Here is a 25,724-nt window from a genome sequence, read left to right as displayed (position 1 = left end):
GTGCCCGACACCCCTCCGGGCGGTGACGGGCTCGCCGGCTGCGAGGTCGTGGCGCCCGACGGATTCGAGGTGCCACGCGACGTCACCGCCAGCGCGTGGCTGGTCTCCGACCTGGACACCGGCCAGATCGTGGCGGCCAAGGACCCGCACGGCCGATACCGCCCCGCGAGCGTGATCAAGACACTGCTCGCCTCCGTCGCGCTGGACTCGCTCGACGTCGACCGGGTCGTGGAGGTCACCGACGCGGACCTCGAGGGGGCCGAGGGCAGCCTCGTGGGCATCGGGCCGGGCGGCGAGTACTCCGTGGGACGGCTCCTCAGCGGCCTGCTCCTGGCCTCCGGCAACGACGCCGCGGTGGTCCTGGCGCGGCAGCTGGGGGGCATCGAGGAGACGTGCGCCGCGATGAACGCGCACGCCGTCGCGCTCGGGGCCCGCAGTACGTATGTCGCCACCGTGAACGGCCTCGACGGCCCGGGCATGATGTCCACGGCCTACGACATGTCGCTGATCTTCCGGGACGCGATGGCCCGCCCGGCGTTCGCGGAGATCGTCGCCACCCCGTCCACGGGCTTCCCCGGATACCCCGCTGGTCCGGGCACCGAACCACCGGATCCGGCGGCGGTACCGGAGCACACCGGCCCGACGATGGGCGCGGACGGGGTCCTGATCAACCCCGGCTTCGTGCTGGGCAACGACAACCTGCTGCTCCACAACTACCCGGGCGCGATCGGCGGCAAGACCGGTTTCACCGACGATGCCCGGCACACGTTCATCGGGGCGGCCGAGCGGGACGGTCGGCGGCTCGCGGTGGTGCTGCTCGACGGCACGCGTGTGCCCAGCCCGCCGTGGCAGCAGGCGGCCGCACTCCTGGACGCGGGGTACGCGGCGGGCGACTCGGACCCTGTGGGCGTGCTCGAGGCCGGGCCGCAGGACTCGACCGATCATGCGACCGAACACCTGGCCGGCGGCCTCGGCGGGGCGGGCACGCCGGAGACGGCGATCGTCGGCGGCTCGGTGCTCGAGCGCTACAGCACGTGGCTGGCGCTGGGCGCGGCGGGACTCGTCGTGGTGGCCGGGGCGGTCCTCACACTGCGGTCACGGAACTAGCCCGGGGCCCGGCCCCACGTCCGTAGCGGCCGCCGCGTCGGCGCGTACGGCCGGGGAACGGCCGGTCAGGAGACGGCGCCGGCGCCGGCGAGAATGACCCGCAGACGCCCGGCGCACTCGTCGACCGTGGTGCGGGCGTCGGAATCGTCGGCCATCTCGACGAGGGCGCGGAGGAGGACGACGACGACGAGGTCGGCCGCGATGTCGATGGAGGTGTCGTCCGCTCCGGAGAGCGTCTCGAGCCGACCCAGGGTGATCCCCAGCCGGCGGCGGGCGGAATCGACGGCGGCCGCGAGGATCCGGTGGTCTGGATGCGCGGTGTCGACCAGGCCGCGGGCGAGCATGGCCCAGGTCTGCGGATCCCGGGTGGCGGCGGCGGAGGCCAGGCGGGGCCAGTCGGTCGCGGGGTCGTCGGTCGCGGTGGAGATCAGCTCGTCGATGAACGACCCGAGGGCGTCGGCCGCGCCGGACGCGAGTTCCGATGCGAGGTCGTCGACGGACTCGAAGTGCCGGTAGAAGGCGGTGGGGACGATGCCGACCTCGCGCGCGAGTTCGCGGACGACGAGCCCGGTGAAGCCGCGCGTGGCCACCCCGTTCCGGCCCGCCTCGACGATGAGTGCACGGGTGTGCCGCTTCTGTTCCGCACGTGTCCTGGGCGTCGTCACATTCGCCATCCTATCGACAGCCTGGACTGACGCGTCAGAAACCACCCGTCCGCGGAGTGTGGGCCGGGCCACAAATCGACCCTCTTCCCATTTCGGAGAACGGCTGTACACTCAAAAACGTCCGGTGGTCGAACCGGACGGATGCGCACCCCGACCGCGACGGCACCGACCCGGTGCGAGGCGCGACGACCGCCGGGGAGCGACCGCATCCGACGGCGTCCGACCACACCGACCCATATCCTCGACGGAGGTCCACATGACCGCCCCGCCCATCCGCAGGCTCTTCTCCCGCAGGGTCACGCGCACCCTACTCACTCCCCATCCGGTCGAACACTACGTCCGCTCCCTGGGCGTGGACTGGTCCGACGACCCCACCGGGGCGACCGTCGCGACAGTCGACCGGCCGGTCCCCGACGTCACGGTCCTCACCCTGCGGTTGCCCGCCGGGGTCGACCGCCCCGCCCCCGGCGCCGCGCTCGAGATCGGGGTCGTGGTGGACGGCGTCGTCCACCGCCGCCACTACTCCCCCGTCGATCCGGCGTCCCGCCGCGACGGGTTGGCGACCATCGCCGTTCGCAGGCAACCCGACGGCGTGGTCTCGAACCATCTCTGGGACGAGGCCGCGCCCGGGATGCGACTTCTCCTGGGTAGCCCGGTCGGCGAGATGGCGTTGCCCGAGGCCCGCCCCGCCGATCTGCTGCTGGTCAGCGGCGGCAGCGGCATCACCCCGATGCTGGCGATCGCCTCGACGCTCGCCTCAGACGGCCACTGCGGCGACGGGGCGCCGGGCCGCGTGGCGTGGCTGCACTACGCCCGCCGCGTGGAGGACGTGCCCTTCCGGGATCAGCTCCGTGAGCTGGCCCGGTCCGGGGTGACGGTCACGGTGGTCCCCACCGCCGAGGGGACGACCCCCAACGGCCTGGCCGGTCACCTCTCCGCCGACCATCTCGAGGAGACAGCCCCCTGGCACGATGACGCCGCGGTGTTCCTCTGCGGCCCCGAACCGCTGGCCCGGGGCCTCGAGGAGGTCCTCGGTGCCGAGCGGTTCTCCGGCGTCCTGCGTGAGCGTTTCACCTCCGCGACCGGGCCGGTGCCCGACGGGGACGGCGGCACCGTGACCCACCTGCGCAGCGGCATCACCGCCCGGAACGAGGGAACCACCCTGCTCGAGGGCGCCGAGGCCGCCGGCCTGAGCCCCCAGCACGGCTGCCGGATGGGCATCTGCCACACCTGCACGGCCGTGCGCGTCTCCGGCACCACCCGCGATCTGCGCACCGGCGAGGTCGACTCCACGCCCGACTGCCACGTCCAGATCTGCGTCAACGCGCCCGTCGGCGACGTCGAGATCGAGCTCTAGACCTGCATCCCCACCCGCCCGGAACGACCCGGAAGGACCCCATCATGACACTCCTGCAACTGCCCGGCCTCCGCCCGAAGAAGTCCACCACGCCGAAGGCGCCGAAGGCCAGCGGCAAGGCGGCCGGTAAGTCCGCCGACGCGAAGACCGCGAAGACCCCCGGCCCCGAGCCGATCGTGCTGTCGGCCGAGTCGGTCGAGATCATCGGCCGCGAACTCGATGCCATCCGCGACCGCGTGAGGGCCGACCTCGGCACCGCCGACCGCGACTACATCCTGCGGGTGGTGCGCACCCAACGCCGCCTGGAGTTGGCCGGCCGCGGGCTGATGTTCCTCGGCTTCCTGCCCCCGGCCTGGCTGGCCGGCGTCGCCGCGCTGAGCGCGTCCAAGATCCTCGACAACATGGAGATCGGCCACAACGTCATGCACGGCCAGTACGACTGGATGCGCGACGACATGCTCCACTCCTCGAGCTTCGAGTGGGACAACGTGTGCCCGTCGGACCAGTGGCGGCACTCGCACAACTACATGCACCACACGTACACCAACATCCTCGACCTGGACCGCGACATCGGTTACGGCCTGCTGCGGATGGAGTACGAGCAGAAGTGGACCCCGCTGCGTCTGGGCAACCCCGTGTACGCGTTCGCGCTGATGATGCTGTTCGAGTGGGGCGTGATGATGCACGACCTCGAGTACGACAACGTCCTCAAGGGCAAGCGCAAGTGGTCCGACGTCAAGGGCCTGCTCGCCGGCTGGTGGAACAAGGTCCGCGGCCAGGTGGCCAAGGACTACGTCGTGCACCCGGCGCTCACTGGCCCGCTGTTCCCGCTCACGTTCGCCGGCAACCTCACCGCGAACGTCGTCCGCAACATCTGGGCCTTCTCGGTGATCTTCTGCGGTCACTTCCCGTCCGGCGCCCAGGTGTTCACGCAGGAGGAGACGGCCGAGGAGACCCGCGGCGAGTGGTACGTCCGGCAGATGCTGGGGTCGGCCAACATCTCGGGCAGCCCGTTCATGCATCTGGCGACCGGCAACCTCTCGCACCAGATCGAGCACCACCTGTTCCCGGACCTTCCCGCGCACCGCTACCCGGAGATCGCGGACGAGGTGCGCGCGATCTGCGAGGAGCACGGCCTGCCGTACACGACCGGCCCGTTGTGGAAGCAGGTCGGAGGAGTCTGGTCCAAGATGTTCCGCCTCGCGCTGCCCCTGCCTCCCACCGCGGCGGACACGCCGGCGGTGATCATCGAGCGCAGGAAGACTCCCGTCGCCGCCTGAGCCGCGGGTACCGTCTAAGGGCATCACCGACGAAGGGAGCGGTCCATGAGCGACTTCGAACGCAACAAGGACCAGGTCCAGGCAGGTGTCCAGGCGGGCGCGTCGCTGGTGGGACGTATCGCCGTCATCATCACGGACGCGATCGGCTCGATCGCCAAGGAGGTCGGCGACTTCGTCACCGAGGGCATCGAAATGCGTGAGGCCGCCCGAATCTCCCGCCGCGAGGAACAGCAGCGCGGGGGGCGACCCGGCGCGGAGAAGGTCGCGGAGAAGGACACCTGGCCGATCGACCTCGACGGCATCGAGGACGGCGACCTCCAGGGCTGACACGCGCGACGGGGCTCGGTGGCCCGCGGTCGCCGGGACGCCGCCCAACTCCACCGCGCCAGGCAATCCACCTATCGAATTGCGATCCACCTAGGGAATTCCGTAGGTGGATCGTAATTCGATCGGTGGATCTTGGATTGAGGCTCAGCCCGTCTGCAGCTCAGTCGTTCAGCCTGTCCGCGGCTCAGCCCCGGGGAGCCGGTGAATGGTCGCGTCCGCAACGGTGGCAGGATCGTCGACCGTGACGATCATCGCCGCAGCGGACGGCTCCGCCCTCGGAAATCCAGGCCCCGCCGGCTGGGCCTGGTACATCGACGACTCGACGTGGCGCTGCGGCGGCTGGAAGCGCGGGACCAACAACCAGGGCGAGCTCACCGCCGTCCTGGACCTGCTGCGCCAGACCGCGCACGCCCCGGAGCCCCTCCACGTCCTGTGCGACTCGCAGTACGTCATCAACTCCATCACCAAGTGGATGGCGGGCTGGAAGCGCAAGGGCTGGAAGAAGTCCGACGGCAAGCCCGTGCTCAACGTCGAGGTGATGAAGGCCCTCGACGAGGCCATGCAGGGCCGCAAGGTCACGTTCGAGTGGGTCAAGGGCCACGCCGGCCACGAGCTCAACGAGAAGGCCGACGTCCTGGCCAACGGCGCCGCCAAGGCGCATGCCGCCAAGAAGGAGCCAGAGGCCGGCCCGGGTTATCCGGGCGCGCAGGCCGTCGGCGCCGGCGACGACCCGGCCGCTCCCCCAGCGGCGGGTGGCACCGTTCGGCGGTCGGCGTCCGCGTCGGTGCCGGCGTCCGCCCCGGCAGGCGGGGGTGAGACGAGGGCGACGACGACCAAAGCGACGACGACGAGGGCATCCTCCGCCGCCGAGCCCGATCTGTTCTCGCTGGCCGACGACGCCGACGACGCACCGGACCGGACGGACCTGGACCTGGTCGTGGATCTCGAGCGGTCGCTGCTCACGGAGGCGGTCCGTGGTGACCGCGCCCGGCTGGAGGCGTTGCTGGATCCCTCGTGGAGTCACGTGTGCGCCCGGGGCGAGGTGTGGTCCCGCGCGGACAGGCTCGCCGCCGCCGGATCATCCGGTCGGTCGACGGCTGAACGCACGATGGACCTCATCGAGGCCCGCCGGGTCGGGGCGGAGTCGATCCTGCTCGTGTGGCGGGAGCGGTCGGGCGACGGTTCCACGCTGCGCAGCTCGGTCTGGGTCCGCTCCGGCGGGTCGTGGCGTCAGACGTTCCAGCAGGGGACGTCGGAGGCCTGAGCCCCGTCCCGCACGAGAAGGTGCCCCTCACCGCGTCCGGTGAGGGGCACCATTTCCCGGCGCTGGCGGGCGCCTACAGGCCACCGAGAAGCAGGTGGAGGAGATCGCCGACGATTCCGATGAGACCAGCAACTAGACCCATTGTGTGACTCCTTGTCAGGTGGCGGGATACGACTGCTCATCGGAGCTTCGTCTCCGATGAGCTGGGCCCGACTCTAAGGACGTAGTGTGACGTCGACGTTTCAGTCGACGATGAACGTCGTGAACTCGACCGCCGCTAGAGTTACTACACCTGACTAGTAGTTTTTGGGCCTATCATCACTGGTCAGCCACGGCGGGGCGCGGTGAAGCCGACTGACTGGTACACCTGCGAGAGGACCGGGCTGGCCACCGCGCGGGCACGGTCCGCGCCGTCGGCGAGGATCCGTTCGAGCTCGGCACGGTCGGACATGTACTCGTCGAACCGGCCCCGCAGTGGGGTCACGAACGCCTCGAGCGCGTCGGCCGTGTCGGTTTTCAGGGCCCCGTAGCCGGCGCCGGCACTCTGGTAATCGGCCACGATGTCGGCGATCGGTCGCCCGGAGAACGCCGACTGGATCGCCAACAGGTTGGACACCCCCGGCTTCATCTCGCGGTCGTAGCGGATGGTGCCGTCGGAGTCGGTGACCGCGCTGCGGATGCGCTTGGCGGAGACCTTGGGGTCGTCGAGCAGGTTGACGATGCCCTTCGGGTTCTCACCGGACTTGCTCATCTTGGCGGTGGGATCCTGGAGGTCGTAGATCTTGGCGGACCCCTCGAGGATCTTGCCCTCAGGCACCACGAAGGTCTTCTTGTAGCGGGAGTTGAACCGCATCGCCAGGTCGCGGGTCAACTCGAGGTGCTGACGCTGATCCTCCCCCACCGGCACCAGGTGCGGGCGGTAGAGCAGGATGTCGGCGGCCATGAGCACCGGGTAGGTGAACAGACCCACCGTCGTGCCGTCGGTGCCCTGCTTGGCGGCCTTGTCCTTGAACTGCGTCATCCGGGCGGCCTCGCCATACCCGGTGATGCACCCCAGCACCCAGGCCAGCTCGGCGTGTTCGGGGACGTGCGACTGCACGAACAGCACCGACCGGGCGGGGTCCACCCCCAGCGCGAGCAGCTGCGCACAGCCGCGGAAGACACGCTCGCGCAGCTCCTTGGGGTCCTGCTTGACGGTGATCGCGTGCAGATCGGGGATGAAGTAGTACGCGTCGTAGTCGTCCTGCAGCTCGACCCACTGCCGCACCGCGCCCAGGTAGTTGCCGAGGTGGTACGAGTCGGCGGTCGGCTGGATGCCGGACAGGACACGCTGGCGCTTCGCGGGCGCCTGCGACCCGGTCGGCTCTGCGGGCGTGGGAGCTGCGGAGGAGGATTGCTCAGACATGGCGTTCATCTTCCCACGTCCCCGACAACCCACCGCCCACGCCCTCGCGCGGGCGATCTCCGCACTGTCAGCGGTCGGCGGGCGGCGCCATCTCCGGCGGGAAGCCGCCCGTGGCTATCGGGCCCCAGTCATCGATGGCCACCCGGATGAGGCACTTGCCCTGCCGCACCATCGCCGCCCGGTACTCGTCCCAGTCGTCGTGCTCCCCGGCGATGCTGCGGAAGTACTCCACCAGCGGCTCCACCGCCTCGGGCAGGTCGACGATCTCCGCGGTGCCGTCGAGGTGGACGTACGGGCCGTTGAAGTCGTCGGACAGTACGCACACGCTCACGGCCGGGTCGCGGCGGATGTTGGTCACCTTCGCCCGCTGCGGATAGGTGGCCACGACGAGCCTGCCCTCGGAGTCGACACCGCAAGTCACCGGCGAGGTCTGCAGCCCGCCGGACGACCGACGGGTGATGAGGACGGCGCGGTGTCGGGGGCGGACGAAATCGTCGAGGCCGGCTCGATCGGGACGTTCGGCGGTCGCATACTTCGGCATGGTGCCGAGGTTACGGACCCGTCCCCCGCGTGACATCCGCGACCGCGGGCCCGATCTCAGAAGTCGCCTTCGTCGTCGTCACCACTCGTCTCGGACATACTCGTCTCGGACCTACTCGTAGACGACGGTGACCGGCGCATGGTCGGACCACCGCATGTCGTACGCGCTCGCCCGGTCCACTCGATCAGACACCGCCCGGTCGACCAGTCCGTCGGACACCACGTGGTAGTCGATCCGCCAGCCCGCGTCGTTGTCGAAGGCCTTACCGCGCTGGCTCCACCACGAGTACGGGCCGATCTGGTCGGGGCGGCGATACCGCACGATGTCGGTCCAGCCGCTGCCGTCGGCGAAGACGTCGGTCATCCACTCCCGCTCGTGCGGCAGGAAACCGGAGCTCTTGTGGTTGCCCTTGTGATTCTTCAGGTCGGCCTCACGGTGGGCGATATTCCAATCGCCACAGATGACCATCTCGTGACCCTCACGGGTCTTCAGATGCCCGGCCCGCTCGGCGAGGTACTCGCGGAAGGTCCCCAGGAAACGGTCCTTCTCGTCCTGCTTGGGGGTGTCGGCAGACCCCGAGGGCAGGTAGAGGCTGGCGACGGTGACGGTCTCACCGTCGACAGCCCCGGGGTAGACGGCCTCGATGTACCGGCCGGACTCCTCGAACTCCTCGTCGCCGTACCCGACGCGCACGTCGGTCGGCTCGGCGCGGGACAGGATCGCCACACCGGCTCGACCCTTGAGCGAGGACGGAGCGCCCACCAGATGCCACCCGGCGTCGAGGGCGGGCGCGAGCGCCTTACGGGTCTGGTCGGAGTCGGCGCGCACCTCCTGGAGGGCGACGACGTCCGCCCCGCTGCCCTCCAGCCAGGGCAGGAATCCGAGGTTGGTCTCCGACCGCTGCTTGACGGCGGCGCGGATCCCGTTGACGTTGACGGTGCTCACGGTGAGGCTCACGGCCCACAGGCTACCGATCGCCGGGGACGTGACGGTTCGGCTACCCCGTCGCCGTCCGTCGCGCCGCCCAGACCGCGCCCACCAGGATCGCGAGACCCGCCGCCGCCAGGGCCGCCCCGGCGAGCGCCGGGGACGTGTAGCCGAAGCCCAGCGCGATCACGGCCCCGCCGAGCCACGCGCCCAGCGCGTTGGCGGCGTTGAGGGCCGAGTGGTTGAGCGAGGCGGCCAGGGTCTGACCCCTGCCCGCGTATGTCATCAGCCGGGATTGCAGCCCCGGCACCAACGCGGATCCGGTCGTGCCCACCAGGAACAGACCCACCAGCGCCGTGACGGGATGGTGCGCGGCGACGGCGAACAGCGCCAGCACCACGGTCATCACCGCGGCGATCGCGACCAGCCCGCGGTCGAGGTCCCGGTCCGCAACCACACCGCCGAGCAGGTTGCCGGCCACCATGCCGAGTCCGTAGACGGCGAGCACCGCGGGCATCCAGCCGGGATCGATCCCGGCGACGTCGACCATCGTCCACTGGATGTAGGTGTAGACGGCGAACATGCCGCCGAACCCGACGGACCCCACGGCGAGCGTCGCCAGGATCTGTGGCCTCGCCAACGCGGCGAGCTCCTCGCGCGCCCTGACGACCACCGTCCCCGTGGGTTCGGGGACGACGACGAAGATGGCCGCCACGGTCAGCGCGCCGATCACCCCGACCGCGAGGAAGGCGGACTGCCACCCGATCGTCTCCCCGAGCCAGGTCGCCGCCGGGACACCGATCACGTTCGCGACCGACAGTCCGAGCAGCACCTGGGACACCGCCCGCGCCTGCCGTCCGGGACCCGCGAGGGAGGCCGCCACCAGGGAGGCGACCCCGAAGTACGCCCCGTGCGGGATTCCGGCGACGAACCGGGCCGCCACCAGGATCTCGGCGGCCGGGGCGAAGGCCGCCGCGACGTTGCCCGCGGTGAACATCGCCATGAGGACGAGCAGCAGGGTGCGGCGCCGCCACCGTGAGGTCCACACGGTCAGCAGCGGGGCACCCACGACCACGCCGAGCGCGTAGGCGCTGATGACGTTGCCGGCCTGTGGTTCGGTGAGCCCGAAGCCCTCGGCGATCGACCGCAGCAGTCCCATCGCCGCGAACTCGGTGACGCCGATGCCGAACCCGCCCAGCGCGAGCGCGAGGATCGCCAGCGCCACACGGCGAGGGGTGGGTGCGGCGGGCTCGGTGTCCGGCGCCGGGGCGGCTGCGGGGCTCGTGGTCACCGACGAAGGCTACGCCCACCACCCCGGCCGGGCCTGCCACGTCAGCCCGATCAGGGGGCGGTGCGCATGAGGCGTCGGCCACCGTAGACCAGCGCGAACGCCGTGACGTACATGACGATGCTGTAGACGGCGGCCGCGAGCCCGACCTCCTCGTCACCGATCACGGTGAAGGCGATCAACAGCGTCAGGGTGGTGTTCTTGATGCCGAACTCCACGGCGATCGCGATCTGCTCCGCCCGCCTCAGCCTGCTCACCCATGCCAGGAGGCCGCCGAGAACGATCAGTGCGAGGTTGAGGACGATCACGGCGGGGCCGACGGTCACGACGAGGTCGACGATCCGGTCCCGTTCGCCGAGGACGATCCCCACGATGAGCAGGACCAGCACGACGAGGCCGACGATCCCGACGTAGCGCTCGATGCGGGAGGCGAGCGCGGGCCTCCTGGCACGGAGGATCATCCCGATCGCGACCGGGATGAGGATGACGCCCAGCAGGAGTCCGAAGGTCTGGCCGAGAGGGACGGTCACCTCCTCGTCCGCGGCTCCGGGGATGAGGCGCGCGCCGATGCCGAACCACATCGGCAGGGTGAGGATGACGGCGACGGAGGTGAGGGCGGTGAGGATGACCGAGAGGGCGACGTTGCCGCGGGAGAGATAAGTGATGAGGTTCGACGTCGCCCCGCCCGGCGTCGCGGCCACGAGCACCACCCCGAGCGCCAGCATCGGCGTGAGGCCGAAGAGCAGGGCCACACCGACACCGACCAGCGGAACCAGGACCAGTTGGCCGAACAGTCCGACGATCGTGGCCCTGGGCGATCTGGCCTGGACCGCGAAGTCCTCCCTGGTCAGACTCAACCCGATGCCGACCATGATGATGGCCAGGGCGATCGGCAGGCCGATATCGACCAAGGGGCTCTGATCCACGGACGTCTCCTGGGCTCACGACGGAACGGCTGGCCACGCCTGTGACGTGGACCACTGTCCGACTACGGTAACCGATCGGGCGCCGCCGCGACCCCACACCGGCGGGCGCGGGGTCGTCGCCGAACGGTGGGCGCGCGGGATCAGGCCTCTGCTCGGGTGCGCTTGAGATTCTCATCCAGCGCCGCGAGGAACTCCTCCGTCGTGAGGTGTTCCTGGCCATCGCCGACGAGCAGCGCGAGGTCCTTGGTCATCTGCCCCTCCTCGACGGTCTTGATGACCACGTCCTCGAGTTGGTGGGCGAACTCGATGACCTCCGGGGTGCCGTCGAGCTTGCCGCGGTGCTCGAGACCCCGGGTCCACGCGAAGATCGAGGCTATCGGGTTGGTGGAGGTCGCCTTGCCCTCCTGGTGCTGCCGGAAATGTCGCGTGACGGTGCCGTGGGCGGCCTCCGCCTCGCAGGTCTTCCCGTCCGGGGTGAGCAGGACGGAGGTCATCAGACCGAGTGAGCCGAACCCCTGGGCCACGGTGTCGGACTGCACGTCACCGTCGTAGTTCTTGCACGCCCAGACATAACCGCCCTCCCATTTGAGCGCGGAGGCCACCATGTCGTCGATGAGGCGGTGTTCGTAGGTCAGGCCGGCCTTGTCGAACTCGTCCTTGAACTCGCGGTCGAACACGTCCTGGAAGATGTCCTTGAACGCGCCGTCGTAGGCTTGCAGGATCGTGTTCTTGGTGGACAGGTACACCGGGTACCCGCGGTCGAGACCGTAGTTGAACGAGGCCCGCGCGAAGTCCTCGATCGACTTGGTGAAGTTGTACATCCCCATGACCACCCCGCCCTCCTCGGGCAGGTTCACGATCTCGTGTTCGATCGGCTCGGACCCGTCGGCCGGCGTGTAGGTGATGGTGACCTTTCCCGGGCCGGGGGCCTTGAAGTCGGTCGCCTTGTACTGGTCGCCGAAGGCGTGGCGGCCGACGATGATCGGTTTGGTCCAGCCGGGGACCAGTCGCGGGACGTTGGAGATGATGATCGGCGCGCGGAAGATCGTCCCGCCGAGGATGTTCCTGATGGTCCCGTTCGGTGAGAGGTACATCCGCTTGAGCCCGAACTCCTCGACGCGGGCCTCGTCGGGCGTGATGGTCGCGCACTTGACGCCGACGCCGTGCTTGGCGATGGCGTTGGCCGCGTCGACGGTGATCTGGTCGTCCGTCGCGTCACGGCTGGTGATGCCGAGGTCGTAGTACTCGAGATCCACGTCGAGGTAGGGGTGGATCAGCTCGTCCTTGATGAACTTCCAGATGATGCGGGTCATCTCGTCGCCGTCGAGTTCCACGACGGTCCCGTCGACCTTGATCTTCGACATCGGATCCTCTTTCCCCGCCCGGCCCTTGTGGGGCCGACGCTGTCGGCCCTTACGTGACGTAGGTCTCACTTTACTGCTCGGCACGGTCCGGAGCCGCCGCTGCGACGGGTAACCCCTCGTTGCCTCCGTCGAGCGGCTTAGGCTAGCCTGACCCCAGGTCATGAGTTCCAGCGGAAAGCCCCGGCTCGCTGGACGGCAACCCTCCACCGCGGTGGGGTGCCCCGGGAGACGACCTGGCCACCACCCGACCGGGTGACGGGCAAGCGCGGGTCCGCTGTCGTCAAGCGGGCGGACCCTTTTCGATGAGAGGAGGGGCTCCGCCCCTATGACCTACGACAACAGCAATACGGACTGGGCCTTCGAGACGCGTCAGATCCACGCCGGGCAGCCCGTCGACTCCGACACCGGAGCCCGGAATCTGCCGATCTACCAGACCACCTCGTACGTGTTCGCCGATGCCAAGCAGGCGGCCGACCGGTTCGCGCTGGCGGAGATGGGCCCCATCTACACCCGCATCACCAACCCCACCGTGGCAGCGGTCGAGGATCGCATCGCCTCGCTGGAGGGCGGCGTCGCGGGTCTGCTGTTCGCGTCGGGACAGGCGGCCGAGACCGCCGTCGTGCAGGCGATCGCCCAGTCCGGCGGCCACGTCGTGGCGTCCCCCCGCCTGTACGGCGGCACCGACACCCTGCTGCGCCACACCCTGCCCAAGTACGGCATCGAGACGACGTTCGTCGAGAACCCCGACGACCCCGCCTCCTGGGAGGCGGCCGTGCGCCCCAACACGAAGCTCTTCTACGGCGAGTCGATCTCGAACCCGCTCAACGACATCCTCGACATCCCGGCGATCGCCGAGGTCGCGCACCGCAACCAGGTTCCGCTCGTCATCGACAACACCGTGGCCACCCCCTACCTCATCCGCCCGCTGGAGCTGGGTGCTGACGTGGTGGTCTCCTCGGCCACCAAGTACCTCGGTGGCCACGGCTCGTCCCTGGGTGGAGTGCTCGTGGACGGCGGCAAGTTCGACTGGCGTGTGCAGCGCGACGGCCAGGACGTCTTCCCGTCCTTCACCACCCCGGACCCGGCCTACCACGGCCTCGTCTACGCCGATCTCGGCGCGCCCGCTCTCGCGCTCAAGGCCCGGGTGACCCTCCTGCGTGACACCGGCGCGGCGGCCTCCCCGTTCAACGCGTGGACCCTCGCCCAGGGCATCGACACGCTCAGCCTGCGGGTCGAGCGCCACGTGTCCAACGCGCAGCGGATAGCCGAGTGGCTCGAGGCCCGTTCCGACGTGGCCAAGGTCCAGTACGCGGGCCTGGCCTCCTCGCCCTACCACGAGCTCCAGAAGAAGCTGGCCCCCAAGGGCGCCGGCGCGATCGTCACGTTCGACCTGGCCGTGCCGGAGGGCACGTCCGACGACGATGTCAAGGCCCGTGCCTGGGCGTTCATCGACGCCCTCAAGCTGCACTCGTGCCTGGTCAACATCGGTGACGTGCGGTCACTCGTGTGCCACCCCGCGACCACCACCCACTCGCAGGGCACCCCCGAGGCCAACGCGATCGCCGGGATCACCCTCGCGACCGTCCGCCTGTCGGTGGGCATCGAGTCCGCCGATGACCTCATCGGCGACCTCGAGCTCGGTTTCGCCGCGATCTCCTGACCCGCCCCCATGGTCCGCTCTTCCGATCCGCTCGCGCTGCTGCCCCCGGGCGACGGCACCCTCGGCCACGTCGCCCTCGGCGACATCACGCTGGTCACCGGTGTCGTCCTCCCGGGGGTGACCCTCGCGGTCCAGCGGTGGGGGCGGATCGCGGACGACCGGTCCAACGTCGTGCTGGTCGAACACGCACTCACCGGTGACTCGCACGTCGTGGGGCCGGTCGACTCCCTGCACCCCACCCCGGGGTGGTGGAACGGGCTCGTCGGGCCCGGACTCCCGCTGGACACCGACCGCTACTGCGTGTTGTCCGTGAACGTCCTGGGGGGCTGCCGGGGGTCGACGGGGCCGAGCTCGCTCCACCCCGACGGCCACTACTGGGGCGCGCGGTTCCCGGCCGTCTCGGTGCGCGACATGGTCGAGTCCGAGCGGTTGCTGGCGGACCTGCTGGGGATCGGCCGCTGGGCGGCGGTGATCGGCGGCTCCATGGGCGGCGCCCGGACGCTCGAGTGGATGGTCACGTACCCGGACCGCGTCCGTGCGGCGTGCGTCCTGGCCGTCGGCGCCCGCGCCTCCGCCGACCAGATCGGCATCCAGACTGCCCAGATCATGGCCGTGACCTCGGACCCGCACTGGCAGCAGGGCGGATACCACGGCACCGGCCGCACCCCGGTCACCGGCCTGGGAATCGCGCGACGCATCGCGCACCTGTCCTACCGGGGCGAGCAGGAACTGGACGAGCGGTTCTCCAACCGCCCGCAGCCCGGGGAGGATCCCCGCGGTGAGGACCTGTCGATGTCCGGAAGGTTCGCCGTCCAGTCCTACCTCGACCATCAGGCCGGCAAGCTCGTCTCACGGTTCGACGCCTGCTCGTACGTCCTGCTCACCGACGCCCTGAACCGGCACGACGTGGGCCTGGGCCGCGGTGGCGTCGAGGAAGCGCTGCGGTCGTGCCCGGTCCCGTGCGTGATCGGCGGGGTCACCACCGACCGGCTCTACCCCCTACGGCAGCAGCGAGAGTTGGCGGCGCTGCTCCCGGCTGCCGACCCACTCGTGGTGATCGACAGCCCGGCCGGCCACGACGGGTTCCTCACCGAATCCGACGTGGTGGGACCGATGCTTCAGCGGACCCTGGAACTCGCCGAGCAGGGATCCACGGACCGGACACGAGGACACGTATGACCGAATTCGATCGCACCCCCCGGCCTGCCGCCCTCGGACTTGCGGGTCTCGCCGTGGGATTCGGGGCCATCGGGGTGGCCGTCGGGTTCGCCACCCTCCTGGGTATCACCGCAACCGCCAGCGGCGGCAACGACATCACCCGGTACCGGCCGATGGCTGTGACCGCCGTGTCCTCATCTGCCCTGGGCATACTGCTGATCGTCGGCGGCGTGCTCCTGTGGCGGGCCCACCGTTGGTCCCGGGTGGTCCTCGGGGCGGCGGTGGCGCTCCTGGCTGCGAACTCACTGGCACGAGTCGTGCTGGACAGCCTCACGTTCATCTCCGTGGTGGGAAGCATCTTCTCCCTGCTGGTCCTGGTGACGATGGGCTATCTGCTCGCGTCGGACAGCATTCGGGAGCACGTCCGCGAGGGCGTACCTCTCAGGCTCCGCTGACTCGCTCCCCTCCGTCGCGCCGCCCTTCCAGAACGCCACCCATCGGGCGTCGCGCCACCCATCGGGTGCCAAGGGCAGCGCGTGATCCGATAGGTGATCCACACCGGCGCGGAGGAAACCTGGCCGCGGAGGGAATCTGCTCTGCGGCGATGCGATGATCGTGAGATCGTCCCCCCGCGGATCGCGATAGGCGCCGTTCTCGCTGCTCCGCGCGGGATACGTGAAGCGCGGGCCCTCTTCCCCCAGGCCCTTCGGTCTCCACAGGCGGCCGTCGTCAGACGGCACTGAGCCGATCTCCCTGCGAGATGGCCACGATCATCGGGGCATGAACACACCAGACGATCTGATCCCTCTGCTCCTCACCACCGATCGGCTGCTCAGCCGTGGAATGACGAGCCACAGCCTGAGCCGCGCTGTGAGATCCGGCGATCTGATCCGGCTCAGACCCGGGTTCTTCGTAGAGAAGAGAGCACGCGATCTCTGCCGGCGTGACCGCCACCTCCTGTCGGTTCTGGCCACGAACACTGCACTTGACTCGCCGGTGTTCTCTCACGCATCTGCGGCTCTCATCCACGGTCTTCCGGACTGGGGTCTGCCGCTGCGAAAGGTCGCGGTGTGCGAGGAGGGGGCGTCACCGCGATCCCGCACCACCGATCTGACGACCTTCCGCTTTGTTCCTGATCTCGCCGGTGAGGTCACGACGGTCAACGGATTGCGGGTCACCACTCCGGCGCGAACAGTGTCGGACATCGCGATCTCGACGAACAGGGATGCCTGCGTGGCGGTTGCCGATGCTGCGCTCCACGGCGAACTCGTCACCAGGATCGCGCTCGAAGAATCTCTGGAAAAGTCCGCGGGCCGTCGCGGGATCAGGCGCGCCCGACACTCGCTGAGCCTCGCGGACGGGCGGAGCGAGAGTGTGGCAGAGACCCTGAGCCGGCTGACATTCCGTGACCACGGCCTGCCGGAGCCCGAGATCCAGGTCGACATCGTCAACTCCCGCGGCATCAGAGTAGCGCGCGTGGATTTCCTGTGGCCCGAGTACGGCGTGGTGGGAGAATGTGACGGTTTCGGTAAGTACTTCGAGGGGCTGACCCCCGCAGAGACACGGCATCGATTGGGGATGGAGAAGGATCGCGATGCCGAACTCATGGCACTCGGCTATCGAGTCTTACATTGGCGGTGGCGTGATCTCGAGGAGCCTCATGTCCTGGCTGCGCGAATCAAGCGGGTGCTCTTCTCCGCAGCCGCGTGACCAGACCACCTGCCCTATCGTGAGCGGACTCGGCCCCGACGTGTTTGCCCGACGTGTTTGATTGCCGACCGGGTTGCCGGCCGACGATGGCCAGAAGCAACGCCACGTGATCGCCACCTATCGGATCGCCCGCCACCTATCTGATCGCCCTCCACCTATCGGACCCGCTGGGTGACTCGCCATCCGATAGGTGGCGCGGGGGTTCGGCGGATGCGGCAGGGCACGCGCGTGGTGGAACACAGGCGCGCGACGGCAACGGCCCGCGATAGCAACGGCGCGCGACGGCAGGCCGGTGCAGAATCGGCCGACTCGGCGTAGGCGTCCGCGCAGACCCGGCCGCCGTCAGCCGGTGCAGAATCGGCCGACTCGGCGTAGGCGTCCGCGCAGACCCGGCTCCGCTACCCGGTGCCGAGCGAGTCGACCGATGTCGCCAGCCACAGGATGACGACGGCGAGCCCGGTGTAGAAGGCGACGTCGAAGGTCCGTCCCCGGACCCCGAGCAACCGCGCCCGCTCATCAGGCACCGCCGCCCGTAGGACGGCCGCGGCCAGCGCGACCACGCCCAGCAGGAACGCGCCGCGTCGCCACCGCTCCAGGATCACGAACCCCAGCGCGACCATCACCCCCGCCAGCACGAGCGCGAGTGGCCACTGCGCCCGCACCTGCGCCCACGTCAGACGCGCGGGCCGCGTACGGCGCGGCCTCGCGTCGGTCGCCCCGTCACGGGGCCGGTCGGGAGCGGGGTGGGTCATCGGGGGCCTAGTCGCCCGAGTCGAGCCGCTCGCAGCGCTCGACCACGTTGCTCAGCAGGAACGCCCTCGTCAGCGGGCCCACGCCGCCCGGGTTAGGCGAGACCGCCCCCGCGACCTCCCACACGTCCGGGTGCACGTCCCCGGCGAGCTTGCCGTCCAACCGTGACACGCCGACGTCCAGCACCGCGGCTCCGGGCTTTACCATGTCGGCGGTCACCATGTGGGCGACGCCCGCAGCGGCCACGATCACGTCGGCCCGCCGCGTCTCGGCCGCCAGGTCGCGTGTCCCGGTGTGACAGAGGGTGACGGTGGCGTTCTCACTGCGCCGGGTCAGCATGAGCCCGATCGGACGGCCCACGGTGACGCCGCGCCCGATCACCACGACGTGCGCGCCGTCGAGCCCCACCCCGAACCGACGCAGCAGGTGGATGCTGCCGTTGGGGGTACACGGCAGTGGCGCGGGTTCGTTCAGCACGAGCTTGCCCAGGTTCACCGGGTGCAGGCCGTCGGCGTCCTTGTCCGGATTGATCCGCTCGAGGATCGCGTTCTCGTCCAGGTGCTTCGGTAGCGGCAGCTGCACGATGTAGCCGGTGCACGCGGGATCGGCGTTGAGTTCGTCGATCACGGCCTCGAGCTCGGCCTGGGTGGTGTCCGCGGGCAGGTCACGCCGGATAGAGGCGATGCCGACCTGCTCGCAGTCGCGGTGCTTCATCTTCACGTAGGAGTGGCTACCGGGGTCGTCCCCGACCAGGACGGTGCCCAGTCCCGGGGTGATGCCCTTGTCCCGCAACGCGGTCACGCGTGCGGTGAGGTCGGCGACGATCTCGTCGCGGGTGAGCTTTCCGTCCAGCTTGATCGCGGTCACGCGGACCAGTATCCCACTCCCCGGCGGGTCCGTCGGCACGGCGCTGCGAGAATGGCCCCATGACCGGTGTGGGTGTGCGTGTGTTGTTCGATCGTCCGTGCATTCCGCCCAATACGGGCAACGCGATCCGGATGGCGGCGGGGGCGGGTTGCGAGCTGCATCTCGCCGGCCCGCTCGGCTTCGACCTCTCCGCCCCGCAGCTGCGGCGTGCGGGGCTGGACTACCACGACCTCGCCCACGTGGAGGTGCACGAGGATCTCGAGGCCGCGTACGCGAGCCTCCTGCCCGCGCGGGTCTGGGCCTTCAGCGCGAGGGCGGACCTGGCGCTCCCGGAGGTGCGGTTCTCCCCCGGCGACGTCCTGCTCTTCGGTCCCGAGCCCACGGGCCTGTCCGAGGAGGTGCTGTCCGACGATCGGGTCACGGCGACGGTTCGCATCCCCATGCTGCCGGGTCGCCGGTCGATGAACCTGTCCAACGCGGCCGCGGTGGCCGTGTACGAGGCCTGGCGCCAGCACGGTTACGCCGGCAGCTAGCACTTTTCCGCCCGCGTGACTTAGAATTTCGGTATGCCGAAATTCCGTCCGAGCGGTGCCCGTAAGTTATGTGGTGCCCGCCCGTCCGCCGTGGCGGTCGTCGCCGCCGCCGTCACCGCCTGCATCACGGCGATCTCGGCGTGCGCGGTCGGCCCCACCGGTGCGGCCGACGCGGACGACCGGCCGCGGTTCGCCGACCCCGGTGACCGGGTGGTGGTGGCCACGACGTTCACGGTCCTCGCCGACATGGTCCGCCGGGTGGGCGGGGACCGCGTACAGGTGGAGTCCGTCACCACCCCGGGCGCCGACGTGCACCAGTACGAGCCGTCCGTCGAGGACCTCAAGCGGGTCGAGGGCGCGGATCTGGTGGTGAGCAACGGTCTCGGGATGGACGACTGGCTGCTGCGCTTCATCGACGGCACCGACGCGCGCCACGTGGTCACCTCCGACGGGGTCGATCCCCTGCCCGTCCGGGCGGGCAACTACACCGGCCGGCCCAATCCGCACGCCTGGATGTCGCCGCTCGAGGGGGCCGAGTACATCCGCACGATCGCCGCGGCGCTCTCCGACCTCGACCCGGACGGCGAGCGCTCGTACACCGCCCGGGCCGGGGACTACATCCGGGAACTGGAGGACATGACGGACCGGGCCCGCGCGGCCGTGCAGTCCGTCCCGGAGGACCGGCGCGTACTGGTCACCTGCGAGGGCGCGTTCTCCTACCTCGCCCGCGACCTGGGCCTCGAGGAGCTGTACCTGTGGCCGGTCAACAGCGAGAACCAGGGACTGCCCCGCCAGATCACGGCCCTGATCGACGAGATCCGCGAGCGCGAGATCGGCGCCGTGTTCTGCGAGTCGACGGTGTCGGACGCCGCCATGCAGCAGGTCGCGGACGAGACGGGCAGTCGCCTGGCCGGCCTGCTGTACGTCGACTCGCTCTCCGGCCCGACGGGACCGGTCCCCACCTATCTGGACCTGCTCGACCACGACCTCGAGATCATCTCCCGGGAGCTGACGCCATGACAGACCGACCACTGCCGTACTCGCCGTTCACCGGGCCACCCCCCGTCGTCGTCACCGACCTCACCGTGGATCGTGGCCAGGTCCGCGCCCTCGACTCGGTCTCCCTCTCGGTTCCGAGCGGCGAGATCACGGTCCTGCTCGGACCGAACGGCTCCGGCAAGTCCACCCTCCTGCAGGCGATGCTCGGCCTGGTGACCCCGTCCGCCGGGACGGTCCGCGTCCTCGGGTCGTCCGTCCGGCGCGCCCTGCGCAGCGGCCGGGTGGCGGCGGTCCCCCAGGCCGACGGGCTCGACGAGGGCTTCCCCGTGACCGCCGCCGAGGTGGTCATGCAGGGGCGCCGTCACTTCACCGGCCCCTGGCGCCGACCGAGCGCCGCCGACCGCGCCGCCGTGGCCGCAGCCCTCGACCGCGTGGGACTGTCCGGGCTCGCGGCCCGCCGCATCGGCGAACTCTCCGGCGGTCAGCGCCGTCGTGTCCTGCTGGCACGCTGCCTGGCACAGGAGGCCGACCTGCTCCTGCTCGACGAGCCGTTCAACGGGATGGACGCAGGCAGCGAGGAGGTGTACATCGACGTGCTGCGCGAGCTCACGGCCGAGGGGCGCACCGCGCTGGTCTCCACCCACCACCTGGGCACCGTCGAGCGGCTCGCGGACTCGGTGGCCCTGCTCAACGGCTCCCTCATCGCCCACGGCCCGGTCGCCGAGACGACCACCCCGCAGATCCTGTCCACCCTGCTCGGCGCCCGGCAGACCGGGACCGCCGAGCGCACCGTCACCGAGGGAGCCCTGCCGTGATCGACCTGCTCGCCGAGCCGATGAGCTACGACTTCATGCGCCGCGCCCTGATCGTGGTGACGGCCTCCGGGATCGCCGGCGCCCTGCTGAGCTGCTGGCTGGTCCACATGGGCTGGTCGCTCATGGGTGACGCCGTGTCCCACGCGGTCCTGCCGGGGGTGGTGATAGCCGCGATGACCGGCACCCCGTTCGCGGTGGGCGCCCTGGTCGCCGCACTGGTCGCGGTCACGATGATCGGCGCGGTGCGCGAGAGCGGAACGGTGCGTGAGGACGCGGCGATGGGCATCGTCTTCACGGCCCTGTTCGCCCTCGGCCTGATCCTCATCGCCCGCTTCCCCACCCAGCAGGACCTGCACTCGATCCTGTTCGGCAGTGTGCTGGGCGTCCGCGACTCCGAACTCGTCCAGGTGATGGCGGTCTCCGCGTTCACGGTCATCGTGCTGCTGGCGTTCCGCCGTGACCTCGTCATGGTGGCGTTCGACCGACTCCACGCCCACACCCTGGGACTGCGCACCCGGGCACTGACCGCCCTGCTGCTGGCGACGCTCGCCACCGCGACCGTGGCGGGGGTCCAGTCGGTGGGCGTGATCCTCGTCGTGGCGACGCTCATCATCCCGGGCGCGACCGCCCAGTTGGTGGCGGACACCATGCGGGGGACGATGATCCTCGCCGTCGTCGTCGCCCTCGTCGGCGGTGTCACCGGGCTGTACGTCGGCTACTACGCCGACCTGCCCCCGGGCGCCGTCGTGGTCCTCACCCAGGCCGTCATCTTCACGGTGGTACAGCTCGTCGCGCCCCGGCGCGGGGTCATCCCCCGGGCGGCGGCCGGCATGCGCGCGCGGCGGTCGGGGATGATGTCGGCATGACCGTCGACCACCCGACCGGGCTCGCCGACCTCACCCCGACGATCCAGGCCTATCTCATGGCCGCCCACGCGCTGGGGTCCGGCGGCGACCCCGTCACGTCCGGCGCGCTGGCCGAACGGCTGGGTGCGTCCCCCTCCTCCGTCACCGAGGGCGTGCGCAAACTCGTGGCGATGGGCCTGGCCGAGCACCGCCCCTACGCGCCCGTCGAGCTCACCGAGGCCGGGCGGTCGTTCGCGGTGGCGATGGTGCGCCGCCACCGGATCATCGAGACGTTCCTGGCCCGGTGCCTGGATTACCCGTGGGACGAGGTCCACGCCGAGGCCGACGCGCTCGAACACGTGGTGTCGGACCGGTTCGTCGACGCCCTGGACGAGTTCCTCGACCACCCGCGCCGCGACCCGCACGGTGACCCCATCCCCACGCGCGACGGGCGGGTCGACCCCCTCGGGGACGTGCCGCTGGATCAGGCCCCGGAAGGCGCTACAGGTGTCGTGACCCGGGTCTCCGATCGCGACAACGCCGTCCTGCGCCACCTCGCGGAGATCGGCCTGCGCCCCGATTCGCCCGTCGAGGTGGTCTCGCGCCAGGTGGAGTTGGGGATCATCGGGGTGTCCCTGGGCGGGCGCATCGTCCAGGTGGGGACGCCGGTGGCCGCCGCGGTGCGCGTCCGGGTCACCGCCGGGACGGGATCCGACGACGACGGTTGAGCTGGCCACGACGACGAGGTCCGCGGCGGACCCACCGCCCGCGGTCGCTCACGCCGCGTCGGGGACGGTGGCCGGTGCTCTCGTGCGGGTAGCAGTGGCGTTCGCCGAGCGGTCAGGGTGGGCCGCCCGCGAGGCCGGCCACCGCAGGCCGAGTGCGACGAGGGTGGCCAGGACGATCGCCCCGTCGACCGCGGCGGCGGCCGGTGCCCCGGTCACGTCGTGGCGCAGCAGGAGCACGGCGGTCATGGTCATGGACGCCTTGTGGGAGACCACGACCACCCACAGCACGGCGGCCCCGGGCGGGGTGGCACCCAGGTAGCCGGTGAGGGCGGCGAAGACGAGCAGGCCGTAGGCCCGCCAATAGGCGGTGAGTTGGTACTCCGGGGTGATGGTGGGTGCCTCGAGCCCGGCGGCGACTCCCAGCCCCAGGGCCACCGCCGCGGTCGACAGGAGTAACGCCCGGTAGAGCAGGAGGCTGAGTCGGTCGGTCGCCATGAACCCGATACTCGCCGACCGGTGACGGCCGCACATCGGGGATTTCCCCGGGATCGGACCTGATTCCCGCGGCTCGCGTCCCCCGCAGCCGGGGCGGCTCGCGGCTGCAGTAGCCCGACCCGCCCGGCCGCCCGACCCGCCCGGCCGCTACAGCATCGTCCCGGGGTTGAGGATGCCCTGCGGGTCGAGAGCGGACTTGATGCGCCGGCTCAGCTCCATGACGTCCTCCCCCAGCTGGGCGGGCAGCCACGGCGCCTTGAGCCGACCGACACCGTGTTCACCGGTGATCGTCCCGCCCATCCCGATCGCCAGGTCCATCACCTCGCCGAACGCGATCCGGGCACGCTCGGCCCGGTCCGGGTCGCCGTCCTCCAGCACGATGATGGGGTGGGTGTTGCCGTCCCCGGCGTGCGCGACCAGCGCGATCGGGATGTCACGGCGGGCGGAGATCTCCTCGATCCCGGCCACCAGGTCGGGAAGCGAGGGCAGGGGCACGCCCACGTCCTCGAGCAGCAGGGTGCCGGTCTTGCCGAGGCTGGTGAACGCGGCCCGGCGGGCCATGGTGAACTGCTCACCCTCGTCGGGGTCGTCGGTGGCGAACACGTCGGTCGCACCGTGGGTGCGGAACGCCTCGGCCATGAACCCGGTCTCGGCCGCGCGGTCGGGGCCGGTGAGGTCGGACTGGGCCAGGAGCATCGCCCCCGCCGTGGTGTCCAGGCCCATCCGCAGGTCCGCCTCGACGGCCCGGATGGAGACGGTGTCCATGAATTCGAGCATCGCCGGGCGGATCCGCCGGGTGATGGCCAGCACGGCCTCGCTGCAGGCGACCACGTCGGGGAAGATCCCCACCACCGTCGAGCGCGGCGGCTGCTCCGGGATCAGCCGGAGGATGATCTCGGTGACGATCCCCAGCGTCCCCTCGCTGCCGACGAACAGTTTGGTCAGGCTCAGCCCGGCGGTGTCCTTGAGGCGCGGCCCGCCCAGGCGCACCGCCGTACCGTCGGCGAGCACGACCGTCATCCCCAGGACGTAGTCGGTGGTCACCCCGTACTTCACGCAGCACAGTCCGCCGGCGTTGGTGGCGATGTTGCCGCCGATCGAGCAGATCTCATAGGACGACGGGTCCGGCGGGTACCAGAGACCGTGCGCGGCGACGGCCCGTTTGACCTCGGCGTTGTAAAGCCCCGGTTGGACGGTGGCCGTCCGGGTGACGGGGTCGACGTCGATGTCGCGCATGAGTTCGGTGGACAGCACGATCCCGCCGTCGACCGCCGTCGCGCCGCCGGACAGGCCGGATCCTGCACCCCGCGGGACCACGGGGACGCCGTGCGCGCTCGCCCAGCGCAGGACCTCCTGCACGTCCTCGGTGGTGCGGGCCCGGACCACCGCCAGGGGCAGGCCCGGGTCGGGGGCCTTGGCCCAGTCCTGGCGGTAGCCCTCCAGAAGGTCCGGGTCGGTGAGTATCCGCGCGGTGTCGAGTCGGGCTCGCAGTTCATCCAGCGGGGCGGCGGGATCGGGGCCACGGGAGGCGGTCGGGGCGCTCATGGGATCGAACGTACGGTGTCGTGCCCGTGGGCGTCGGGGATCCGGGCAGTCGCTCGCCGGGGCGCGACGGAGCGGCGGATGTCGTTGTCCCCCCAGGTTTTCTGACGACGACGAGGGGCGGGCATAGTGTCCTGGTGACCACGAGCCGGGGACCGCGATCAGCGCCCGCGGCCCCGTCCGTCCCGGGGCCCGGCCCCGCCTGGTTCGGTGCCGTGATGGGCACCGGTGGTCTGGCGACGCTCCTGCAGATCCACGCGGTGCGGGTTCCGGGGTTCGCGCCGGCCGCGGTGGTCATGGTGATCCTGGGCTGGGTTCTGTTGCTGGGGCTCGGCGCGGGGTTCGCGCGATCGGTGGCGCGCGCCCCGGACATGTGGACGTCCTCGGTCCGGGATGCGGCGATGCTGCCGCTGTGGGGCATGGTCTCGATGGGGTTGCTCGCGGTGGGCTCCGCGTCCTTTGTGGTGGTCGATGCCCGCGCGCCGGCGCTGTCGACCATCGCGTTCGGGGTGGACGCGGCGTTGTGGGCTGCGGGGACCGTGCTGGGGTTGGCCACCGCGCTGAGGTTCACCGTGTGGCTGGTCACCGCCCGTCCCGACCATCCGTTGCCGACGTGGGCGTTGCCGGTGGTGCCGCCGATGGTGTCCGCGGGTGCGGGGGGCCTGATGTCCAGGCACGTCGATTCGGAGGCTGTCCGGTCGGTTCTGGTGGGCGCGTGCTCGGTGTGCTTCGTGTTGGCCCTGGTGCTGGGCGGCGCGGTGATCGCCAGGACGTATCACCACGCCTGGTTTCGGACTCCCGTCCCGGTGGAGTTGGCGACCACGACGTGGATCCCGTTGGGGATCGTGGGTCAGTCCGCGGCCGCCGCGCAGGTGCTGTTCGGCGCGACCCTGGGGGGTGTCGCCCGGGCCTATGCCGCCTCGGTGCTGGTGGCGGGGGCCGGGCTGGGCGCTTACGCGGTGTTCTCCACGATCAGGGGCTTCCTGGCGCGCATGCCGTTCAATCCGGGGTGGTGGGCGATGGCGTACCCGCTGTCGACGTGCGCCCTGGGGTCGTTCTACCTGGATTGGGATGCGGCGAGTGTGTTCACGGTGATGGTGCTGATCGTCATCTGGTCGCTGTGCGCGGTCGCCAGTGTGCGGGCGATCGCGAGGGCGCGGGCCGCCTGACC

At 70.5% G+C, this 25,724-nt stretch carries 26 protein-coding genes and 1 riboswitch; of the genes, 15 read left to right on the top strand and 11 right to left on the bottom strand.

The genetic code is table 11. The annotated features are described in order from the left end of the window. On the top strand, positions 1 to 1,107 hold a 1,107-nt coding region (locus J1M64_RS14405; protein WP_206474541.1), incomplete at its 5' end, for a D-alanyl-D-alanine carboxypeptidase family protein. Positions 1,108 to 1,172: 65 nt separating this feature from the next. Here J1M64_RS14405 and J1M64_RS14400 read toward each other — a convergent pair. Beyond that, on the bottom strand, positions 1,173 to 1,781 hold the full coding sequence (locus tag J1M64_RS14400; protein WP_241261571.1) for a TetR/AcrR family transcriptional regulator: 609 nt from the start codon (positions 1,779 to 1,781) through the stop codon (positions 1,173 to 1,175). Between the two features lie 247 nt (positions 1,782 to 2,028). Here J1M64_RS14400 and J1M64_RS14395 point away from each other — a divergent pair, with 247 nt between their 5' ends. From J1M64_RS14395 to J1M64_RS14380, 4 genes are all read left to right on the top strand, one after another. Further along, entirely contained in the window at positions 2,029 to 3,129 is a 1,101-nt protein-coding gene (locus tag J1M64_RS14395; protein ID WP_206474540.1) for a flavin reductase family protein, read from the top strand. 44 nt (positions 3,130 to 3,173) lie between these two features. After that, entirely contained in the window at positions 3,174 to 4,409 is a 1,236-nt protein-coding gene (locus tag J1M64_RS14390; protein WP_206474539.1) for an acyl-CoA desaturase, read from the top strand. A 45-nt stretch (positions 4,410 to 4,454) separates the two neighbouring features. Then, positions 4,455 to 4,736 carry a hypothetical protein gene (locus J1M64_RS14385; protein ID WP_206474538.1) on the top strand — a complete coding sequence of 94 codons (282 nt, stop codon included), beginning with the start codon at positions 4,455 to 4,457 and terminating at the stop codon, positions 4,734 to 4,736. Between the two features lie 205 nt (positions 4,737 to 4,941). Then, the gene (locus J1M64_RS14380) at positions 4,942 to 6,000 is read left to right on the top strand and encodes a ribonuclease HI family protein (RefSeq protein WP_241261570.1); all 1,059 of its coding nucleotides are present in this window, start codon (positions 4,942 to 4,944) and stop codon (positions 5,998 to 6,000) included. 325 nt (positions 6,001 to 6,325) lie between these two features. On the opposite strand, the gene trpS is transcribed toward J1M64_RS14380, so the two are convergent. The 6 genes from trpS to J1M64_RS14350 all read right to left on the bottom strand — a co-directional run bounded on the left by trpS (position 6,326) and on the right by J1M64_RS14350 (position 12,451). Next, positions 6,326 to 7,405: a tryptophan--tRNA ligase gene (gene trpS, locus J1M64_RS14375; protein ID WP_182608798.1), complete on the bottom strand. Its 1,080-nt coding sequence runs from the start codon at positions 7,403 to 7,405 to the stop codon at positions 6,326 to 6,328. Positions 7,406 to 7,472: 67 nt separating this feature from the next. Beyond that, positions 7,473 to 7,946 carry a PPOX class F420-dependent oxidoreductase gene (locus J1M64_RS14370; protein ID WP_067712723.1) on the bottom strand — a complete coding sequence of 158 codons (474 nt, stop codon included), beginning with the start codon at positions 7,944 to 7,946 and terminating at the stop codon, positions 7,473 to 7,475. Positions 7,947 to 8,057: 111 nt separating this feature from the next. Next, positions 8,058 to 8,903 (bottom strand): exodeoxyribonuclease III, encoded by an 846-nt coding sequence (locus J1M64_RS14365; protein WP_069389964.1) that lies wholly within the window; start codon positions 8,901 to 8,903, stop codon positions 8,058 to 8,060. A 40-nt stretch (positions 8,904 to 8,943) separates the two neighbouring features. After that, positions 8,944 to 10,164 (bottom strand): MFS transporter, encoded by a 1,221-nt coding sequence (locus tag J1M64_RS14360; RefSeq protein WP_374220857.1) that lies wholly within the window; start codon positions 10,162 to 10,164, stop codon positions 8,944 to 8,946. A 50-nt stretch (positions 10,165 to 10,214) separates the two neighbouring features. Continuing rightward, positions 10,215 to 11,087 (bottom strand): bile acid:sodium symporter family protein, encoded by an 873-nt coding sequence (locus J1M64_RS14355; protein ID WP_067712517.1) that lies wholly within the window; start codon positions 11,085 to 11,087, stop codon positions 10,215 to 10,217. A gap of 140 nt (positions 11,088 to 11,227) precedes the next feature. Next, positions 11,228 to 12,451 carry an NADP-dependent isocitrate dehydrogenase gene (locus tag J1M64_RS14350; RefSeq protein ID WP_167492429.1) on the bottom strand — a complete coding sequence of 408 codons (1,224 nt, stop codon included), beginning with the start codon at positions 12,449 to 12,451 and terminating at the stop codon, positions 11,228 to 11,230. A gap of 156 nt (positions 12,452 to 12,607) precedes the next feature. Continuing rightward, a riboswitch (SAM riboswitch) is annotated at positions 12,608 to 12,723 on the top strand. Positions 12,724 to 12,776: 53 nt separating this feature from the next. Between J1M64_RS14350 and J1M64_RS14345 the strand changes: the two genes are divergently transcribed. The 4 genes from J1M64_RS14345 to J1M64_RS14330 all read left to right on the top strand — a co-directional run bounded on the left by J1M64_RS14345 (position 12,777) and on the right by J1M64_RS14330 (position 16,979). Further along, positions 12,777 to 14,111, top strand: coding sequence for an O-acetylhomoserine aminocarboxypropyltransferase/cysteine synthase family protein (locus tag J1M64_RS14345; protein WP_206474537.1), 1,335 nt, complete (start codon positions 12,777 to 12,779; stop codon positions 14,109 to 14,111). 9 nt (positions 14,112 to 14,120) lie between these two features. After that, positions 14,121 to 15,290 carry a homoserine O-acetyltransferase gene (locus tag J1M64_RS14340; RefSeq protein WP_206474536.1) on the top strand — a complete coding sequence of 390 codons (1,170 nt, stop codon included), beginning with the start codon at positions 14,121 to 14,123 and terminating at the stop codon, positions 15,288 to 15,290. Then, complete coding sequence (locus tag J1M64_RS14335; protein ID WP_119192267.1) at positions 15,287 to 15,724, top strand: hypothetical protein; 438 nt, start codon at positions 15,287 to 15,289, stop codon at positions 15,722 to 15,724. Before J1M64_RS14340 ends, J1M64_RS14335 begins: the two co-directional genes overlap by 4 nt. A 325-nt stretch (positions 15,725 to 16,049) precedes the next feature. Continuing rightward, positions 16,050 to 16,979 carry a type IV toxin-antitoxin system AbiEi family antitoxin domain-containing protein gene (locus tag J1M64_RS14330; RefSeq protein ID WP_206474535.1) on the top strand — a complete coding sequence of 310 codons (930 nt, stop codon included), beginning with the start codon at positions 16,050 to 16,052 and terminating at the stop codon, positions 16,977 to 16,979. A gap of 398 nt (positions 16,980 to 17,377) precedes the next feature. Here the strand turns inward: J1M64_RS14330 and J1M64_RS14325 are convergent, their stop codons facing one another. Both J1M64_RS14325 and J1M64_RS14320 read right to left on the bottom strand, forming a co-directional pair. Beyond that, the gene (locus J1M64_RS14325) at positions 17,378 to 17,731 is read right to left on the bottom strand and encodes a DUF3017 domain-containing protein (protein ID WP_120286202.1); all 354 of its coding nucleotides are present in this window, start codon (positions 17,729 to 17,731) and stop codon (positions 17,378 to 17,380) included. 7 nt (positions 17,732 to 17,738) lie between these two features. Next, positions 17,739 to 18,596 (bottom strand): bifunctional methylenetetrahydrofolate dehydrogenase/methenyltetrahydrofolate cyclohydrolase, encoded by an 858-nt coding sequence (locus J1M64_RS14320; protein WP_206474534.1) that lies wholly within the window; start codon positions 18,594 to 18,596, stop codon positions 17,739 to 17,741. 59 nt (positions 18,597 to 18,655) lie between these two features. Between J1M64_RS14320 and J1M64_RS14315 the strand changes: the two genes are divergently transcribed. The 5 genes from J1M64_RS14315 to J1M64_RS14295 are packed head-to-tail and all read left to right on the top strand — an operon-like array spanning position 18,656 to position 22,516. Beyond that, positions 18,656 to 19,129: a tRNA (cytidine(34)-2'-O)-methyltransferase gene (locus tag J1M64_RS14315; RefSeq protein ID WP_120286204.1), complete on the top strand. Its 474-nt coding sequence runs from the start codon at positions 18,656 to 18,658 to the stop codon at positions 19,127 to 19,129. Positions 19,130 to 19,162: 33 nt separating this feature from the next. Then, entirely contained in the window at positions 19,163 to 20,149 is a 987-nt protein-coding gene (locus J1M64_RS14310) for a metal ABC transporter substrate-binding protein (RefSeq protein ID WP_206474533.1), read from the top strand. Further along, a complete protein-coding gene (locus J1M64_RS14305; RefSeq protein WP_154830329.1) occupies positions 20,146 to 20,943 on the top strand; it encodes a metal ABC transporter ATP-binding protein in 798 nt (265 codons plus the stop codon). The genes J1M64_RS14310 and J1M64_RS14305 overlap by 4 nt, the downstream gene beginning before the upstream one ends. Then, positions 20,940 to 21,809: a metal ABC transporter permease gene (locus J1M64_RS14300; RefSeq protein WP_206474532.1), complete on the top strand. Its 870-nt coding sequence runs from the start codon at positions 20,940 to 20,942 to the stop codon at positions 21,807 to 21,809. The genes J1M64_RS14305 and J1M64_RS14300 overlap by 4 nt, the downstream gene beginning before the upstream one ends. Beyond that, positions 21,806 to 22,516 (top strand): metal-dependent transcriptional regulator, encoded by a 711-nt coding sequence (locus J1M64_RS14295; RefSeq protein WP_132063534.1) that lies wholly within the window; start codon positions 21,806 to 21,808, stop codon positions 22,514 to 22,516. Before J1M64_RS14300 ends, J1M64_RS14295 begins: the two co-directional genes overlap by 4 nt. A 48-nt stretch (positions 22,517 to 22,564) precedes the next feature. Here the strand turns inward: J1M64_RS14295 and J1M64_RS14290 are convergent, their stop codons facing one another. Beyond that, entirely contained in the window at positions 22,565 to 23,011 is a 447-nt protein-coding gene (locus J1M64_RS14290; RefSeq protein ID WP_206474531.1) for a hypothetical protein, read from the bottom strand. Positions 23,012 to 23,158: 147 nt separating this feature from the next. Then, positions 23,159 to 24,556, bottom strand: coding sequence for an FAD-binding oxidoreductase (locus tag J1M64_RS14285; RefSeq protein WP_206474530.1), 1,398 nt, complete (start codon positions 24,554 to 24,556; stop codon positions 23,159 to 23,161). Positions 24,557 to 24,690: 134 nt separating this feature from the next. Here J1M64_RS14285 and J1M64_RS14280 point away from each other — a divergent pair, with 134 nt between their 5' ends. Further along, positions 24,691 to 25,722 carry a C4-dicarboxylate ABC transporter gene (locus J1M64_RS14280; RefSeq protein ID WP_200841548.1) on the top strand — a complete coding sequence of 344 codons (1,032 nt, stop codon included), beginning with the start codon at positions 24,691 to 24,693 and terminating at the stop codon, positions 25,720 to 25,722. Positions 25,723 to 25,724: the final 2 nt, after the last annotated feature.

This window comes from Dietzia sp. KRD202 (assembly GCF_017168155.1).
Classification (GTDB): domain Bacteria; phylum Actinomycetota; class Actinomycetes; order Mycobacteriales; family Mycobacteriaceae; genus Dietzia; species Dietzia kunjamensis.
The sequence above is the reverse complement of the archived record's forward strand: the minus strand, read 5'-3'. Positions and strand labels throughout refer to the sequence as shown.

Coding starts and splice junctions, on each gene's coding strand:
- J1M64_RS14400 (WP_241261571.1), bottom strand. CDS start 1,781: ATGGCGAATGTGACGACGCCCAGGACACGTGCGGAACAGAAGCGGCAC.
- J1M64_RS14395 (WP_206474540.1), top strand. CDS start 2,029: ATGACCGCCCCGCCCATCCGCAGGCTCTTCTCCCGCAGGGTCACGCGC.
- J1M64_RS14390 (WP_206474539.1), top strand. CDS start 3,174: ATGACACTCCTGCAACTGCCCGGCCTCCGCCCGAAGAAGTCCACCACG.
- J1M64_RS14385 (WP_206474538.1), top strand. CDS start 4,455: ATGAGCGACTTCGAACGCAACAAGGACCAGGTCCAGGCAGGTGTCCAG.
- J1M64_RS14380 (WP_241261570.1), top strand. CDS start 4,942: ATGGTCGCGTCCGCAACGGTGGCAGGATCGTCGACCGTGACGATCATC.
- trpS (WP_182608798.1), bottom strand. CDS start 7,405: ATGTCTGAGCAATCCTCCTCCGCAGCTCCCACGCCCGCAGAGCCGACC.
- J1M64_RS14370 (WP_067712723.1), bottom strand. CDS start 7,946: ATGCCGAAGTATGCGACCGCCGAACGTCCCGATCGAGCCGGCCTCGAC.
- J1M64_RS14350 (WP_167492429.1), bottom strand. CDS start 12,451: ATGTCGAAGATCAAGGTCGACGGGACCGTCGTGGAACTCGACGGCGAC.
- J1M64_RS14345 (WP_206474537.1), top strand. CDS start 12,777: ATGACCTACGACAACAGCAATACGGACTGGGCCTTCGAGACGCGTCAG.
- J1M64_RS14340 (WP_206474536.1), top strand. CDS start 14,121: ATGGTCCGCTCTTCCGATCCGCTCGCGCTGCTGCCCCCGGGCGACGGC.
- J1M64_RS14335 (WP_119192267.1), top strand. CDS start 15,287: ATGACCGAATTCGATCGCACCCCCCGGCCTGCCGCCCTCGGACTTGCG.
- J1M64_RS14330 (WP_206474535.1), top strand. CDS start 16,050: ATGAACACACCAGACGATCTGATCCCTCTGCTCCTCACCACCGATCGG.
- J1M64_RS14325 (WP_120286202.1), bottom strand. CDS start 17,731: ATGACCCACCCCGCTCCCGACCGGCCCCGTGACGGGGCGACCGACGCG.
- J1M64_RS14315 (WP_120286204.1), top strand. CDS start 18,656: ATGACCGGTGTGGGTGTGCGTGTGTTGTTCGATCGTCCGTGCATTCCG.
- J1M64_RS14310 (WP_206474533.1), top strand. CDS start 19,163: ATGCCGAAATTCCGTCCGAGCGGTGCCCGTAAGTTATGTGGTGCCCGC.
- J1M64_RS14305 (WP_154830329.1), top strand. CDS start 20,146: ATGACAGACCGACCACTGCCGTACTCGCCGTTCACCGGGCCACCCCCC.
- J1M64_RS14295 (WP_132063534.1), top strand. CDS start 21,806: ATGACCGTCGACCACCCGACCGGGCTCGCCGACCTCACCCCGACGATC.
- J1M64_RS14290 (WP_206474531.1), bottom strand. CDS start 23,011: ATGGCGACCGACCGACTCAGCCTCCTGCTCTACCGGGCGTTACTCCTG.
- J1M64_RS14285 (WP_206474530.1), bottom strand. CDS start 24,556: ATGAGCGCCCCGACCGCCTCCCGTGGCCCCGATCCCGCCGCCCCGCTG.